11 protein-coding genes are annotated in these 15,773 nt (G+C 44.8%); 1 reads left to right on the top strand and 10 read right to left on the bottom strand.

Annotation, left to right across the window (positions count from 1 at the left end):
- Positions 1 to 231: 231 nt before the first annotated feature.
- The 5 genes from aphA to cmoM form a co-directional block, all read right to left on the bottom strand.
- A complete protein-coding gene (gene aphA, locus ABLA76_RS04640) occupies positions 232 to 945 on the bottom strand; it encodes an acid phosphatase AphA (protein WP_348987042.1) in 714 nt (237 codons plus the stop codon).
- A gap of 159 nt (positions 946 to 1,104) precedes the next feature.
- On the bottom strand, positions 1,105 to 5,568 hold the full coding sequence (gene mukB, locus ABLA76_RS04635; protein WP_348987041.1) for a chromosome partition protein MukB: 4,464 nt from the start codon (positions 5,566 to 5,568) through the stop codon (positions 1,105 to 1,107).
- Positions 5,565 to 6,287, bottom strand: a complete 723-nt coding sequence (gene mukE, locus ABLA76_RS04630) for a chromosome partition protein MukE (RefSeq protein WP_348987040.1) — start codon at positions 6,285 to 6,287, stop codon at positions 5,565 to 5,567. The genes mukB and mukE overlap by 4 nt, the downstream gene beginning before the upstream one ends.
- Positions 6,268 to 7,590, bottom strand: a complete 1,323-nt coding sequence (gene mukF, locus ABLA76_RS04625) for a chromosome partition protein MukF (protein WP_348987039.1) — start codon at positions 7,588 to 7,590, stop codon at positions 6,268 to 6,270. Before mukF ends, mukE begins: the two co-directional genes overlap by 20 nt.
- Positions 7,587 to 8,372, bottom strand: coding sequence for a tRNA uridine 5-oxyacetic acid(34) methyltransferase CmoM (gene cmoM / locus ABLA76_RS04620; protein WP_348987038.1), 786 nt, complete (start codon positions 8,370 to 8,372; stop codon positions 7,587 to 7,589). The genes mukF and cmoM overlap by 4 nt, the downstream gene beginning before the upstream one ends.
- A gap of 168 nt (positions 8,373 to 8,540) precedes the next feature.
- Between cmoM and elyC the strand changes: the two genes are divergently transcribed.
- On the top strand, positions 8,541 to 9,368 hold the full coding sequence (gene elyC, locus ABLA76_RS04615) for an envelope biogenesis factor ElyC (RefSeq protein WP_348987037.1): 828 nt from the start codon (positions 8,541 to 8,543) through the stop codon (positions 9,366 to 9,368).
- A 107-nt stretch (positions 9,369 to 9,475) separates the two neighbouring features.
- On the opposite strand, the gene kdsB is transcribed toward elyC, so the two are convergent.
- The 5 genes from kdsB to ABLA76_RS04590 all read right to left on the bottom strand — a co-directional run bounded on the left by kdsB (position 9,476) and on the right by ABLA76_RS04590 (position 15,657).
- Positions 9,476 to 10,225 carry a 3-deoxy-manno-octulosonate cytidylyltransferase gene (gene kdsB / locus ABLA76_RS04610; protein ID WP_285811149.1) on the bottom strand — a complete coding sequence of 250 codons (750 nt, stop codon included), beginning with the start codon at positions 10,223 to 10,225 and terminating at the stop codon, positions 9,476 to 9,478.
- 3 nt (positions 10,226 to 10,228) lie between these two features.
- Positions 10,229 to 10,408 carry a Trm112 family protein gene (locus ABLA76_RS04605; RefSeq protein WP_348987036.1) on the bottom strand — a complete coding sequence of 60 codons (180 nt, stop codon included), beginning with the start codon at positions 10,406 to 10,408 and terminating at the stop codon, positions 10,229 to 10,231.
- A 130-nt stretch (positions 10,409 to 10,538) separates the two neighbouring features.
- Complete coding sequence (lpxK, locus tag ABLA76_RS04600; protein ID WP_348987035.1) at positions 10,539 to 11,531, bottom strand: tetraacyldisaccharide 4'-kinase; 993 nt, start codon at positions 11,529 to 11,531, stop codon at positions 10,539 to 10,541.
- Positions 11,528 to 13,276, bottom strand: coding sequence for a lipid A ABC transporter ATP-binding protein/permease MsbA (gene msbA / locus ABLA76_RS04595; RefSeq protein WP_285811685.1), 1,749 nt, complete (start codon positions 13,274 to 13,276; stop codon positions 11,528 to 11,530). The genes lpxK and msbA overlap by 4 nt, the downstream gene beginning before the upstream one ends.
- A 35-nt stretch (positions 13,277 to 13,311) precedes the next feature.
- Positions 13,312 to 15,657, bottom strand: a complete 2,346-nt coding sequence (locus ABLA76_RS04590) for a ComEC family protein (protein ID WP_348987034.1) — start codon at positions 15,655 to 15,657, stop codon at positions 13,312 to 13,314.
- Positions 15,658 to 15,773: the final 116 nt, after the last annotated feature.

Raw genomic sequence — 15,773 nt, 5'->3', positions numbered from 1 at the left:
CTCAACAGGTAAAATAAAATCTAAGAAAAATAAAATTTTCATCATAATATACGCGATAGACTTCAAGTTGCAATCCGCAAGACGACGCGAGGCCTTATATTTCCCCGCTTCGCGGGGAAATATAACACGCATCTTGAAGTTGGATTGGTATAATTTAAATTATTATGACTTAAAAAAGGAAAAGGCACCTTTAGTGCCTTTAATCAGAGTATATTATGTTGAATTTTAAGATTAATACTCCGAATTAATGGCGACTTCTTCTCCAAAGCGGCCAGCTTTAGGCAGGGGCTGATAAGAAGAGTTTGATGCTCTCAAGATACGAATACCTCGAATATTCAATTCACGGGCGGCGGCAATATCAGTATCTGCATCGCCATAATAAATCTTCAATTTATGCTCTCTCATCCAACTGACTTTGTTATTTTTACCTGCTTCATCTCCCGCGAAAATAACGGCATTCATTTTATCGGCCGGAATATGTAAGTCTTCCTGTAAGTATTTGGTCACCGCTTCTGTCTTAGTTTTTGTCCGGGCTGTAATGAAATAAATATCATCCCCCCGCTTCAAGTGCATCTGAACCAATTCAATGCCGATCTTTTTGGGTATACTGAATTTATCCCATTCATTATTCATTTTTTCCCAAAATGCCGGGTTTTTCAGATAACTATTGTCATGAGGTGAATACTCCGATTTACCACGATAAAAACCTGGACTTGAAAACAGTACGGTATCATCGATATCAAAACCTACCGCCATTGCGGGTTGGTTTTGCAGGCTTCGCTTAATCTGTGCTACGGATACCCAATGCACAGCATGACGTTGAGCCAACTCTGCCACAGAAACGCCTGAATCAACTTGCTCAGGCATAAACATTTTTGCTTGTGCCATGCGGTTCAAACCAAAAGTGAGCACAATTGCACTGAATACTAGAGTAACTTTACGCATCGTTATTCCTTTTCTACATTAGTAGTAACGGTTCGAAATAGTAACTTTTCTTATCACATCAAAACGAGACGTACTGCACAAGGCGACAAATAAGATCTCTCTCCCTAAGGAAGGGACATAATATGTCCCCTCTTAGAAAAATATCATGCAGTGATAAAGTTATTCCTGCAATATAGGCTGTATCTGGTTTTGTGGCTGTTCAATGACCGGCACATCCTGCCCAAAACCACGCAGCCCAACAACATGTACATGTTCCTGATTATTGAAAATCTTACGTACCAGTTTATAGGTTGTCCCTTTTTCTGGGCTGATATTTTCCGGCGCAGCAATAATTAACTGCATCTGTAGACGTTCGCATAGCTCAAACAGCGTTGCAATGGATTTCGCATCCAATCGGGCAGCTTCGTCAAGGAACAGCAATCGGCATGGTGAAATATCTTTACCACGCAGACGACGTGATTCCTCTTCCCAACTTTGTACAACCATGACCAGAATAGACATCCCCGTACCAATCGCTTCTCCGGTAGAAAGTGCCCCACTTTCCGCTTTCAGCCAGCCATCCGAACCCCGGTTGACTTCAACCTCCAACTCAAGGTAATTGCGGTAATCCAGCAACTCTTCACCAATGGTCTGCGGCAGACGCTGCCCTATGTCGATTTGTGGGTTCAGACGCTGATAAAGTTTCGCCATCGCTTCTGAGAAGGTCAGTCTCTGGCTGTTGAACAGATCCTGGTGCGGCTCCTGCTGCTCAGAAAGTACATCCAGCAAGAGGGAATGGCTTTCACGCACATTCACATTCAAGCGCACGCTGCCAACCTGTCCAAAAGAAACCGCCTGCAACCCTTGATTAAGCATGCGAATGCGGTTTTGTTCACGTTGAATGGTTTTGCGAATGATATTCGCCACGCTTTTGGAACTAATCGCCAGTTTCTGCTCACGCGAGGTTAATTCTTCAGTCAGACGAGCCAGCTCAATTTCCATCTGTTCAATAGCATCGACGGGATCATCCGTACGAATGATATCCTGCCGAATACGTTCGCGCAGATGTTGGTAAACCGCCACGAAAAATTGGATCTTACGCTCAGGACGCTTCGGATCTTCGGATAAACGCAACGCATCGCGCAGGTGTTCATTATCGGCCACCGCTAGACGCAATGCCCCCAGCGCCTTATCCGACATTGAACGCAGCTCATCACCATCCATATAAGCCAGCTCGCGGCGATGTAAGCGACGTTCAACGCCGCTGTCTTTCACCATGCGCATAACTGCACACCAGCCCGCCTTAGAAGAGACCACCTGCTCACGCTTCTGGTCATAATCACGCTCGGATTTGCGCAGTTTTTTCTGGAGGTTTTCCATTTCTGCCTCACAGAACGCGATCTGTTTCTCAAGCTGGTTAATGCGGGAACGGTTGGCATTCACAGCGGCGTGGAGCTGATCACGACGTTCACGGGCACGACTTTCGGCGTTGGCATCGGCCTGGACACCGATATCTTTCAACTCCTGCTCAAGTTCTTTCAACATATCTTGCTTAGTGTCATAAGAACTTTTCAGTGATGCCAATACTTGATTAAATTGCGCACATTGTGCTTGCTGCTGACGCAATTGTTCACGCGCACGGCTACGATCAGATTCTGCGTGTTCAAGGCGTTGGCGCAGTTTGTCGTTCAGGTCGGCATTTTCGTTGAGCATACCGGCAGAGTCGCTATAGCTGAAATGCGCACGACGTTGCACAACTTCCGTCAAGGCAAAGGCTTGTTGTTTAGCCTGATTCTGGCTCTGTTTCGCTGCCTCATAATTCTTCTGCAACTGCTCATGTTGCTGTGGATCACTTTGCAAGACCGAAACCAAGGGTTCAAGTTTAGCCAAAGCATTGCCGTGCTGTTGCAGGAAACGCGCCGCTTCCTGAGCCGCACTCATTTCTTCTCGGACTGTTTCCACTCGATCAAGCAGGGTTTCATCCAACAAAATCGTCATTTGTGGAATCAGGCGATTCAGCACTGACAGGCTCTCTTTCACCTGAACCAGTTTCTGTTGGTGCTGTTGAGCCTGCGTTTCAAATTGCGATAACTCACGCTCCAGTTCAGTACGACGCTGACTCAGGCGACGAATTTCTGCTTCTGGATCATCATCAAATGCAACAGAAAGATGTTTCCCCACGAAACGGCTGAAAGCCTGATGCGCACGCTGAACTTTCTGCACATCAAACGAAAGTGTCGCATAGCGCTCTGCCAGTGTATCCCGCTCAAAACTGAGTGCTTCCAGACGACTTTCCCTTGCTGCCCGTCCAAATAGCGGAACCTCAGGATAACGGGAATAACGCCACTGGCGATCGGATGATTTCACCAGAACGGCGTTTTCCTGCTCTTCAAAATGGAATACGCTGTCGTCAAAAGACTGCGGATCTCCCTCAATTAAATAGAGATCTTCCGGGCAATCTTCCAATGTTTCCAGATGTTGACGAACCAGTGAGAGATCAGGCACGACAATGCCGTGCCGCGCAGGGCCATAGAGTGCGGAGAAATAAGGTGCGTCATCAATGGTAATGTCATCATAAATTTCAGACAATAAAACACCACCAAAACGCTCTGCCAATGCAAGCAATCGGCTATCTTCGGCACCACTTGGTTGGTTCAGACACTCAATCTGTTTTTCCAGTTCGCGTTTCTGTGCAGCAATATCATCACGCTCAACCGTAATTTCGCGTTCTTGTTCGAGCAATTGCTGCATATATTCAGTCACATCGTGACTATTTTCGAATGTTTCATTGCATTGTTCACTCAGCTGCTCCAGGGCTTCCTGGGCAGCCAACCATACAGGTGCCCGTGCTGTCAGCGCTTGAATTTTTTGCTTGAGCTGTTCAAGCTCCTGACGTATTTGAATACGACGTTCACCGCTTTCATTGGCACCCAGGCTCAGTTCTTCCAATTGAGCTTCCAGCTCTCCCCGTAACGCCTCCAAGTCTTCTGGCTGATATTGCTGGTTATGGCGCTTACAAAATTCCTCCAGCAAACGCTCTGCATTTTGCTGACTGTTCAGGCGTTGTTCTAGCTCGGCCAACTGGATACGCAAAGGTTGGACGCGTTCAGTCAGATGACGCAGGGATGACCATTCACGCAATGCTTCACGAGCGGCTTGCCACGCTTCACTGCGGCTTACTTCACCAACAATATTTTTTACCAGTTGGTAAGCCTGTTCAAACTGGCTATGCGCCGCGTCAGCAACGCTCAATTTCTGTTCCAGTGCCAGTAACGTCTCTGTCGCTTGCTGCGCTTTAGCCTGATAGGTTTCCTGCCATTTGTCGGCATTTTCTATCGACAGATCGGGAAGCTGGCAAAGTTCACGGGTACGCTCTAACGCTTGCAGTGCTTGCTGATATTGAATAGCGCGAGTTTGCTGTACATCCAAAGCTTGTTGATAGTCAGCAAGCTGGCTTTTCAGTTCATCAACTTCTTGTTCTGTCGCTTCAAATGTGGCTTCATATTCCGCCTGAAGATCTCTCGCCTCTTCGACAACTTCACTCTGTTCTTCCAGTCGGTAAGTTAGTTCTTCAACATCAGATTGATAGCGATCAATTTTTTCCTGCTGGCGCATCGCCGTTTGAACCAGATTCAGGTGGTCACTGGCTGCCTGATAATCCATGTCTAAATCAGAAGATGCACCGCTTTGTTCTGCCAGTTCCCTCGCCATTTCAACATGGCGGTATTGTTCAGCAACCAGTTGACGACGGCTGCCAAATAACTCACTGCGCAAAGCCAGAGCTTCATCCAGATGAACGCGGCGTTCGTTGGCATGGCGCATATAGTCAGCAGACACATAAGCCGTAGCTTCTGTGATAAGGTGCTTGAAAAGATCACGGTCAGATTGGGTGACACGGATAGCTTCCAGCGTAATGCGGTTTTCACGCAATGCGGCTTCCATATCCTGAAATGCTTTTCTGACGCCGCTGTTTTCCGGTAACAAGTAATCACGCAATGAACGGGTAATCGCACTGGAGATTCCGCCATATAATGATGCTTCTATCAGGCGATAAAACTTGCTGCGGTCACTCGCTGAACGCAAACGTTTTGGGATCACGCCCAAATCAAACATCAGGGCGTGGTAATCTGTAATCGAGTTAAATTGCTTGAACTGAACGCCTTCCATCTCATCAAGGCGTTCCTTTAATTCATTTAACGGCAGAACCCGCGCCTGACGTTCGTTGATATTGTCAGTCAATAACTGTGTTGGCTGAATCGACGCAGGAACGCCCTGGATCATAAATGGCTTAATATCAACTTTTCGATCACGTCCTGCCACTTGTTGTAAACGGACTCCGGTGATGATCCGTTGATGGCGAGAGTTAACAACATCCAGCGTGGAGTAGCAAACACCTGCCCGTAACTTACCGTGCAATCCTTTATCACGTGAACCCGAGGTGGCCCCCGCTTCTGTCGTATTGCGGAAATGGAGCAGTGTTAAATCAGGGATTAATGCGGTCACAAACGCCGCCATTGTGGTTGATTTACCTGCACCATTACCGCCGGATAAGGTCGTCACAAGCTCGTCAAGATCAAACGTTCTGGCAAAAAAACCGTTCCAGTTAATTAACGTCAGTGAGCGAAATTTACCGCGTTCAATCATGACTGTTCACCCTCCGCACCTTCTGCTGAATGCCCTGATGCTTCTTCATGTTCATTATCTTCCTGCGATGCTTCCCTTTCTACTGGCATGGCTTCACCATCACGGATCATGCGTAATTGTGCCTCGCGTGGGTCATCACCGCTGCGTACATCTGCACCGAAGCGAAATACCGCTTCGGTAATCGTAAATTTATTGCTGTCGTTTTGCAGGAAATAAACCATACCCAGACGGCGTAAACGGTTTAAGGCGGTGCGCGCTTTTTCCTGCAATTTCTGTTTGTCCAGATCTGAGCCTGTCGAGCGTTGATTCATTAATTTCATTAGCTTATTTTCATCTGCCAATGACAGTAATTCTTCGTACAGCTCCTGAAAGGTAAATATTCCCTGATTAGACAGGCGCTCCGGGCTAAGGTAGAGGTAGCACAGGAGCTTACCTACCATCATATCTAATTCGGACAGCACAGATCGCGGGATCAGCGTCGTCGAACGGGGACGCAGATAGAAAAAACCTTCTGGTGCACGGATTAATTCGACGTTATAACGCGCATAAAACATTTCCAGCTCTTCCTGAAAGTCCATCAAAAAAGCGTGATTATCAAGATTATCCAGACTGATATGACGCCCTGCCCGCAGTTGGCTGTCTAATTCAGGGAAAAGTGGATTGGATAATGCCTGAGCCAGTTTCACTGGCATAAGTTGTTCAATATGTGTCGATGACATGTGCCTGTACCTTGGCTCCGTAATCATTAATCGCTAACCATTCCGCTGGCAAACCAGAGAAATCTGCTTCTGCAACACCCAACCTGACGGCTTGATCCACCAAGATACGTGCCACATCAAAATGGCGTTTACGTGGATACTGGACAAGGTAGTCGCGCAGTACAGCCCCCAAATCCAGAGGAAGTTTTGCCTGTTGGTAAACTGCCAGCGCCTGCTCTACCATTTCAGCTAATTGTTCATTGATTTCACTAAACTCTTCATATTCCATTTCTGGCGGTAATTCTCCCATTACCTCTTCATTACGCAGAGTCAACTCTTCATCACGCATATCCAGAAAACGTTCTGCATTAGCAACAGTCAGAGTCCACGGGCTGTCAAAATAGTGTTGAATGGATTGACGAAGGCGCTGGGCAAAAATGCGGTTTTTATCCATATCAATAGCGGTTCGGATAAATTTGTGAACATGGCGGTCATAACCTATCCACAGATCAATGGCTTGTTGCCCCCAACTGATAATGCGATCCAGTTTGCTTTGCAAGTCAAAAACCAGTTTATCCACCGATTCAGAGCCGCCGCTGTCCATATTCGCGGTTTGGATGCGTAATAGATTAGCCTGCAATTTATCACCCGCGGCTTCTAACGTATCCTGAAGTTCCCGCAGTGTGCCGGAGGTTTCAGACAGTAGTTGTTCACAATTAGCGATAGCGGCCTGCCAATCCTGATTGAGTAGTGCGGCGATATCGGTTTTTACGCTGTGTTGCTGTTCATCCATCAAGCGCTGAGACATATCGATGCTGTCAAAAATTTCAGCGACAGAATATTTAAGAGGGGCAAAAACATTGCGATGCCAATGTAATTCATCCCCCCCTTCTTCGGCTGCCTCTGCGGCTCGGTGCAATTCGTTAGCAACGATAGATAACTGCATAGAAAGACGCAACGTGGAGAATTCACGCTGACGGATGTAATAATCACTGATACCAATTCCCAACGGCGTCAGGCGATAAATGGCATTGCCATCCGCCAATTCACTGGTAAAACGGTTAAGTAACTTCTGGCGAACCATATCGTTAATGGCATTATTCGCCCTGACAGATACGGCTTCCGAAGTCAGCTCAAAACCCTTACACACTTCACGAAAGGCATCCACCAGCTCCCCTTCACTCATTTCACCATCAAGCCGTTCACTGTTTAACACGGCAATAGCCAGCAAAAAAGCCAGGCGTTCCGGGGGTAACGAAATTGAAAAATCATTTTTTCTGGCCCAGGACACAAGTTCAGGAACCGTCTGGGAATATTCACTCATAATTCGCTCTTTAAGGCAGGCTTGCGTGCCATCACATGAATGTAACGCCCCAAGCTGATATAGGGCTCCTGTCTGCAATAACGCTGTTCAAGTTCAAGCAACGCTGGAAAATCTGTGTCTTGTAATTGACGACTTTGCAGGTAATCGTGAAAAACTCTCACGCCTGTTTTACCTGTTATTTCCATCTTAAGTTCAGTTAGCCATTGATATACCTGTTCCGGTATTAATGGATGCTGTGGCGACAGAGAACGTTTCCGACGACGCTGGATATTAGGTGTCGCCAAATGAAAATTACCCAAGATAGCGTTACGCATGACCAGCCCATTAGCATTATAAAACATTAATGAAAGTGCACCACCGGGCGTTATTATCTCTTCCAATGTCTCTATTGCCCCTTTTTGGTCGGTGATCCACTCCAATACAGCATGAAATAAAATCAGATCAACGGGCTGTTCAATATGCTGGTGAATTTCCTGTACCGGGCTTTGGATAAATTGTATCTGATCGAGAAGACCCCGCTCTTCGGCGTTATGTTCCGCTCTCTGAATCATCTTTTTTGATAGATCACAAAGTATGACCTGATGTCCCAATTCGGCTAATTGGCAGGCCATATTACCTTCACCGCCCCCCGCATCCAAAATGCGCAAAGGCCGTTGAGGCAAATGATTCAGCAATTCGTTAATATCCTGCCAGACAACGGCCTGCCTGATTTTACCTTTGGTTGTGCCGTAAATATTACGCGAAAATTTGTCTGCAATATCATCGAAATTGCGATCCCGCATGAAAAGCTGCCCCACTTATAATCTAAGTTTAATTTATCTATTGAGTAATTATGCTATCTACTGCTATTTTAACTACTGTTATTTTGGCACAGTAATCATTTAATTAACTACTTTTAGCCTTAAATTTGCCATTGCGCGATTATCATTTAACCAATCCAAGGCCAATCAATGTTATTTCTGCTAAAAAAATATATCGGTTCGCTATTAATGCCTTTACCGCTGATTATTATCGTTTCTTTTGCCGCTCTGTTATTACTCTGGTTTACCCGCTGGCAAAAAACAGGAAAAACCGTTTTATCACTCAGTTGGCTGGCATTACTTTTATTTAGTTTACAGCCTATCGCAGATAAATTCTTACTCCCTATCGAGGGAAAATATGTTCAGCGCTATGAACCAGACACAACATCTATCACTCCCGTAAAATATATTGTGGTTCTTGGGGGCGGATTTACTTATAACCCCCAATGGGCTCCCAGCGCCAACCTTATCAATAACAGCTTGCCCAGAGTGACTGAGGGGATTCGGTTATATCATCTCAATCCTGGCGCTAAAATGATTTTTACTGGCGGTAAAGGTGTTAATACCATTAGCAGTGCCGAAGTTGCTGCTATGGTAGCACAATCTCTGGGAATTCCTGTAGAAGACACGATAGCACTAAAAAAACCCTTGGATACAGAAGAAGAGGCTGCTGAAGTTGAAAAAATCGTCGGGCAACAACCTTTCATTCTCGTCACTTCTGCCAATCATATGGAACGATCTCTCAAGTTTTTTGCACAACGAGGTCTGCATCCAATGGCGGGTCCTGCCAATCAATTGGCTGTCACAACGCCTTTATATTCGTGGGAAAAATATCTTCCTTCTTCCTACTATTTATCACACACTGAGCGTGCCTGGTATGAGACATTAGGGCGCATCTGGCAGACTATTAAACCGGTAAGTCAGGATATGCGTATTGATAAATCAGAAGGCTCTCAGCAAAAAGGTGATGAGAAATAACATCAGAATTAGAAGCGAAGCGTGACGAAACGGGCAAGAAAAAAGAGAATGCGGTATAAACGTTACGACATTCTCTTTTAAATCTCACCCGATTTCAGACAAGAAGGTCAGAGCGTGGCAAAAACTTTTCTGACGGTTTCCAGATCTTCCGGTGTATCAACACCCGCACCGGGCGCTTGCAGTGCTTTTGCCACATGGATCTTTTCACCGTACCAAAGCACTCTTAACTGTTCGAGCATTTCGATACTTTCCAATGGACTTGGTGCCCACTGAATATAGCGTCTAATAAACCCAGCCCGATACGCATAAATCCCAATATGGCGTAGGAAATACTCTCCAATCGTTTCTGTTGATTGCATAAAACGATCCCGTTCCCACGGGATCGTGGCGCGGGAAAAGTAGAGAGCATAACCTTGTGAATCCATCACAACTTTAACAGCATTAGGATTAAATGCCTCTTCGGCATCCTGGATCGGTACAGCAAGCGTTGCCATTCCTGCATCACTGCCAGCTAAATTATCAGCCACCTGCCTGATGATCTGTTCTGGAATAAGGGGTTCATCGCCCTGAACATTCACAATAATTTCATCATCAGCAAATTGGTATTTATCGATAACCTCAGCCAGACGCTCCGTACCTGAATGGTGATTTTCGCGTGTCATACAAGCCTCACCGCCTGCGGCGATCACTGCATCAAACACGTCTTGATTATCTGTCGCCACAATAACCCGATCAGCACCAGAACGGATAGCCCGTTCCATCACACGTACTATCATTGGCTTACCATGAATATCAGCCAATGGTTTTCCAGGTAAACGGGTTGAGGAAAAACGTGCTGGAATGATAACGGTAAACATAGGTTATTGGTTTTCCTCTGGCGGCAAGACACGTGCTTCATTCTCCAGCAACACAGGGATACCATCACGGAAAGGAAAAGCGAGACGATCAAACTTACAAATCAGTTCAAAGTTTTCTTTATCATAACTAAGTTTGCCATGACATAGCGGACAAGCAATGATTTCGAGTAAACGGTGATCCATATATCCCCCAAGTAACGGGCCTCAAATTTAATGTGGCTCAGAATACCACAAGCAATGTATCACCGTTAACTTTGTTGCTTTGTTTAATTTCCCTTATTTTCTTTAGTATGGTGAGAATAGCTCAACATTATTAACGAGTATTTAATTCTGGCAATAAAGCACAGATATCGTTCAATACCTTTTGCCCTTTTTCTTCTGGCAATGCAGCGTGTACAGGTAAATACCACCAGTTAGGTTGCGCAAATTGAAAACATTTAACCGCATCTTTTTCTGTCATCAATAAATTTTGATCACTCGTTGCCAGAGCCAATAATTGAGATTTTTCGTACGTCTGATGATCAGCAAAAGCGTGTGTTTTCTGTAATCTCGCCCCTAATTGCTGCAATGTTGCAAAAAAACGGGGGGGATGCCCGATCCCAGCCATCGCAATACCATTGGGAAGATCTGTCACTTTTCGCGTTTCACCAGTCAGTAAGTTAACCACCAAATCCCCCTTTAAGGTCATTGGTATTTCACCCGCTTCCGGTGTCCCACCATTAACAATGATGGCATTGACACTATTTAAGCGCCCTGCCAATTCTCGCATAGGGCCAGCTGGCAACCAACAGCCATTACCAAAACGACGAACCCCATCAATCACCACAATCTCATAATCACGCTGCAAAGCATAATGTTGCAGGCCATCATCGGTAATGACGATATCAACCGGAGCATATGCCAGTAATGTCTGAATGGCTTCGGCTCGCTTTGGTGCTGCCGCAACAGGCGCACCGGTACGACGGCGAATTAAAACCGGTTCATCTCCTGCTTGTGCCGTTGTCACTTCATCGGTAACCAGTAACGGATAATGTTCCGACTTCCCACCATAACCACGCGAAACAACACCAACCCGATAGCCTCTTTGCTGCAACTGTTCAACCAGCCAAATCACAACCGGGGTTTTGCCATTTCCCCCTGCTGTCAAGTTACCGACAACAACAACAGGCACCGGTGCCTTCCAGGAGCGACGCCATCCTCGCTTATAACTTAAACGACGCAAGCCACTTATCAGCCCATAAAGGGCTGATAATGGTAATAATACGATGTAAAGCCATGATCGGCCTGACCATATGCGTTCAATCATTGGCCAAATTGCATCCTGTGTAATTGTGCATATGCCCCATCATGTTGCACCAGAGTCGCATGGTCGCCCCTTTCTATGATATTCCCATCTTCAATGACGATAATTTCATCGGCATTTTCAATAGTAGAAAGACGGTGAGCAATGACCAATGAAGTTCTGTTTTTCTGCAATTCATCTAATGCAGCCTGAATTGCACGTTCAGATTCCGTATCTAATGCAGAGGTTGCTTCATCCAAAATTAAGATCGGAGAATCACGCAATAAAGCACGGGCAATCGCAATACGCTGACGCTGTCCTCCAGAAAGCAAAACGCCATTTTCACCAATCATAGTATCAAGGCCATTATCCATCTTTTTGATAAAGTCCATTGCATAAGCCATTTCTGCCGCCCGTTCTATCTCTTCACGGCTAAAGCATCCTTCACTGGCGTAAGCAATGTTATTGGCAACCGTATCATTGAATAAATGGACATTTTGCGATACCAACGCGATTTGGTTACGCAGTGAAGCCAGGGTATATTCACGCAGGTCATGACCGTCTAATACTATCTCACCTTCATTTATGTCATAAAAGCGCGTCAGGAGATTGGCAATTGTCGATTTACCTGATCCTGAGCGCCCAACTAATGCAATCGTCTTTCCTGCCGGGATCGTCATTGAAATATTTTTCAACGCAGGATGATCCTTGGTGGGATAACAGAAAGTGACATTACGGAATTCAATGTTGCCTTTTGCCTTTTTAATTTCCAATTTACCTTCGTCTTTTTCCTGCTCCATATCCAGGATAGTAAATAAGGTCTGGCATGCCGCCATACCACGTTGGAATTGGGCATTAACGTTAGTTAAGGACTTCAATGGACGCATCAGGGCAATCATCGATGAGAATACAACGGTGATTTTCCCCGCAGTTAAGGCACCCATAATTTCAGGGAAACTGGCCGCATACAGGATAAATGCCAGTGCAAAAGAAGCAATAATCTGGATAATCGGATCTGAAATGGAATCAGCAGAAACCATCTTCATACCCTGCTGGCGCATATGATTACTGACTTTGTCAAAGCGTTTAGTTTCAACTTTTTGACCACCAAAAATTAAAACTTCTTTATGCCCTTTCAGCATCTGTTCCGCACTGGTTGTTACCATTCCCATGCTGCTTTGCATATTTTTACTGATATTACGAAAACGCACGGAAACAAGACGAATAACTCCCGCAACTATCGGCGCAATAACAATCAAAATAAGGGAGAGTTCCCAACTGTAATAGAACATCAGTATAAACAGGCCAATAATTGATGCTCCTTCCCTGACAACCGTCACTAAAGCACCGGAGGAAGAAGAGGCAACCTGTTCTGAATCGTATGTAATACGGGAAAGCAAAGTTCCCGTGGATTGCTGGTCAAAGAAGGAAACAGGCATTCCCATCATATGATTGAACAGGCGGCGACGCATCTGCATGACCACTTTGCCTGATACCCAAGAGAGACAATAACTCGATACAAAACCGGATATGCCACGCAACAACATCAATCCGATAACAACCAGTGGCATCCACTTCAATACGCTAATGTCTGCCTTGCCAAAACCCTCATCAAGCAAGGGCTTCAATAAGGAAAGCATCAATGTATCACCGGCAGCATTAATAACTAACGCAACCGCCGAAACTATCAGACCGATTTTAAAAGGAGTGACAATCGGCCACAATCGGCGAAAGGTCTGCCAGGTAGAAAGGTCTTTATCATTCATTATTGAGTTACCAAAACCAAAAGAAATAGCGAATCATTCTACTCATGATCGCCACGAATACCAAACCACTGATGATACCATCGTGACACTATTTGTTGTCGATAACCTTCTAATTTAATGTCATCACGATAAAAATAACCGGTTATCTGACCAGAAACGGCTGTGCTATGCCATTCAACTCCGGCATTTTTATAGCGTTGTTTCACTTTCACCGAAGGTAGCCTCCACGGGCTATAGCGTGCAACTGAAGCCAAAGCATATTGAGGCATAACTCTGCGTATAAATACCGAAGTAGAAGAGGTGTTACTCCCATGATGAGGTACTTGTAGTACTGTTGCATGCAGATGATTCTTATCAAGCTCCAATAAGCGGTATTCGCCCTGCTTTTCTAAATCTCCTGTTAATAACAGACTGTATTTACCATCATCAATGCGGATCACGCAAGATTGATTATTGCCAACAATAGCTGACTTTTCTGGTGGCCAGAGAACGGCAAAATTTAACCCCTGCCATGTCCACCGTTCACCACGGATACAAGGCAAATGAGTCTGATTCAAGGAAGGGCTTCTAATTTGGATATCAGGATATTTTTCAAGTAGATATTCCATTCCTCCCGTATGATCCAAATGATCATGACTCAGGATTATCTGCCCTGGTGTTAAACGATGCCAACGTAAATAAGGTTCAATAACTTTTTCTGCCATGCTGCCCATTTCCCAACGATTTCCTGTATCAAATACAATCGCTTCTCCTCCCTTGTCAATGACCACCGCTAATCCATGCCCCACATCCAGCATGGAAAAACGCCATTGATAATCATTGGAACGTTTGGAGTAACACACAATAATACCAATGCAAACACCCAACAACCATTTATAAGATCGCCACCAACCTAAGCGCCAAATCACAACAAAAAACCAGCCTACTAACGTAGTGACTATCGGATAGTGCCCTGTTTCAAACCATGAATATGTCAAAATAGGTAAGGGGGCCAAAGCAAATAAAATGCTGTAATCAACAAGCTGCCATAAAAACGGTTGGATAACCGGAAGAAAGAGACAAACTATCCCCAATATCACCAACGGAACAGATAAAAAAGAGATAATCGGAACAGCCCACAGGTTAGCCACCAATGATGCAATATTAACGCTCTGAAATAACAGAAGCTGCAACGGCAACAACATTAGCAACATGCCCAGCTGCATATGCAATACACGCAGCCATGACCACTGCCAACCATGACGTATTTTTTCTGGCAAAGGCATCCAATAAAACCAAAATAACAGTGCCATCACCGCAGTAAATGAGAGCCAGAAACTGTCAGAAAGTATTGCCAAAGGATCGAAAAATAAAATAAGGGCGGCACTCCATAAAGCCCATTGCCATGAAAAACAATGCCTGCTTTTGCACCGTAAATAAATCCATAAAGTTAGCCCCAATATTGCCCGAATGGCTGGAATTCCCCAACCAGACAACCATCCATACAGCATTGCGGTTAACCAGCCCATGATCAATGGAAAGCGAAACCCAATCCATTTTGCCGGAAAGAAAAATTGCGTCATTCTTGCCAAACCCCAGCCAAATAAGCTGGCCATTGCAATATGCAGCCCTGAAATTGCCATCAAATGAGCAATACCTGTCTGCTGTAATAGCAAGCGAGTGGATTTATCCAACCACGTCCTTTCACCAAATGAGAGTGCTAATGCAATACCTGCCTGTTTTAATGACTGAATTTCTGGTAACAACTTATTCATGAAACTTTGTCGAAGATTACAATTTTTATCGAGTGGTTTTGCCTCAATAATTTTTCCATTCAATGGCTGACGAATAGAAAGTGAATATCGTTGGCTATCAAAACTACCGTGGCTTAGTTGAGCATGAACAGGCCTGAGTTTCATTGTCATCTGCCACTTCTGACCAGCGCATAGCAACTCTTGAGAGTTCCATGATACTGATGCATATAAGGCAGGAATAATATATTTCCCATCACTCTTAATCAGCCTGATACGATAACGCGTCTTTTTATTATCTTCTTTCGTATTATTTTCCAACGATACACTATCAATCATAACAATTGCAGTACGGGACGTTTCGCTGAAATAAGTGATTTGTGCCAATATATGATGACCATGCCAACATCCGAAGATAAACGCCCATAATCCTAATGATATTAGTCGTATAATTTTATAAGGAAAAAATAATAAGCAACATGCAATGGTAACCAGATATTGGATGACTTTTTGTTGAGGAAGCTCTGCAAGGAATAATAAGGGAAAAATTCCCAATATAATGGCTAACGCAGCCAAATTTAGACTGATAAGTGGCGTCGGTTTTCGCCAAATGGCAAATAAATAGGTAAAAAGAGAAAATATTATCGGCTGCATCCATTATGCCTCTATGCTGACATTCCATTCACGCAAGAGAGATTATGACATAGTAAATCTTACTGCCAGTTCGAGAAATGTTTCTGTGGAATCGCTTCGCAAATTAACGTTTAAAC

The sequence above is a fragment of the Xenorhabdus sp. SGI240 genome (genome assembly GCF_040081915.1).
In the GTDB taxonomy this organism is placed as follows: domain Bacteria; phylum Pseudomonadota; class Gammaproteobacteria; order Enterobacterales; family Enterobacteriaceae; genus Xenorhabdus; species Xenorhabdus bakwenae.
The sequence above is the reverse complement of the archived record's forward strand: the minus strand, read 5'-3'. Positions and strand labels throughout refer to the sequence as shown.

What these genes read in the sequence shown, in the direction of transcription:
- aphA (WP_348987042.1), bottom strand. Translation starts at nt 945, where the DNA reads ATGCGTAAAGTTACTCTAGTATTCAGTGCAATTGTGCTCACTTTTGGT.
- mukB (WP_348987041.1), bottom strand. Translation starts at nt 5,568, where the DNA reads ATGATTGAACGCGGTAAATTTCGCTCACTGACGTTAATTAACTGGAAC.
- mukE (WP_348987040.1), bottom strand. Translation starts at nt 6,287, where the DNA reads ATGTCATCGACACATATTGAACAACTTATGCCAGTGAAACTGGCTCAG.
- mukF (WP_348987039.1), bottom strand. Translation starts at nt 7,590, where the DNA reads ATGAGTGAATATTCCCAGACGGTTCCTGAACTTGTGTCCTGGGCCAGA.
- cmoM (WP_348987038.1), bottom strand. Translation starts at nt 8,372, where the DNA reads ATGCGGGATCGCAATTTCGATGATATTGCAGACAAATTTTCGCGTAAT.
- elyC (WP_348987037.1), top strand. Translation starts at nt 8,541, where the DNA reads ATGTTATTTCTGCTAAAAAAATATATCGGTTCGCTATTAATGCCTTTA.
- kdsB (WP_285811149.1), bottom strand. Translation starts at nt 10,225, where the DNA reads ATGTTTACCGTTATCATTCCAGCACGTTTTTCCTCAACCCGTTTACCT.
- ABLA76_RS04605 (WP_348987036.1), bottom strand. Translation starts at nt 10,408, where the DNA reads ATGGATCACCGTTTACTCGAAATCATTGCTTGTCCGCTATGTCATGGC.
- lpxK (WP_348987035.1), bottom strand. Translation starts at nt 11,531, where the DNA reads ATGATTGAACGCATATGGTCAGGCCGATCATGGCTTTACATCGTATTA.
- ABLA76_RS04590 (WP_348987034.1), bottom strand. Translation starts at nt 15,657, where the DNA reads ATGCAGCCGATAATATTTTCTCTTTTTACCTATTTATTTGCCATTTGG.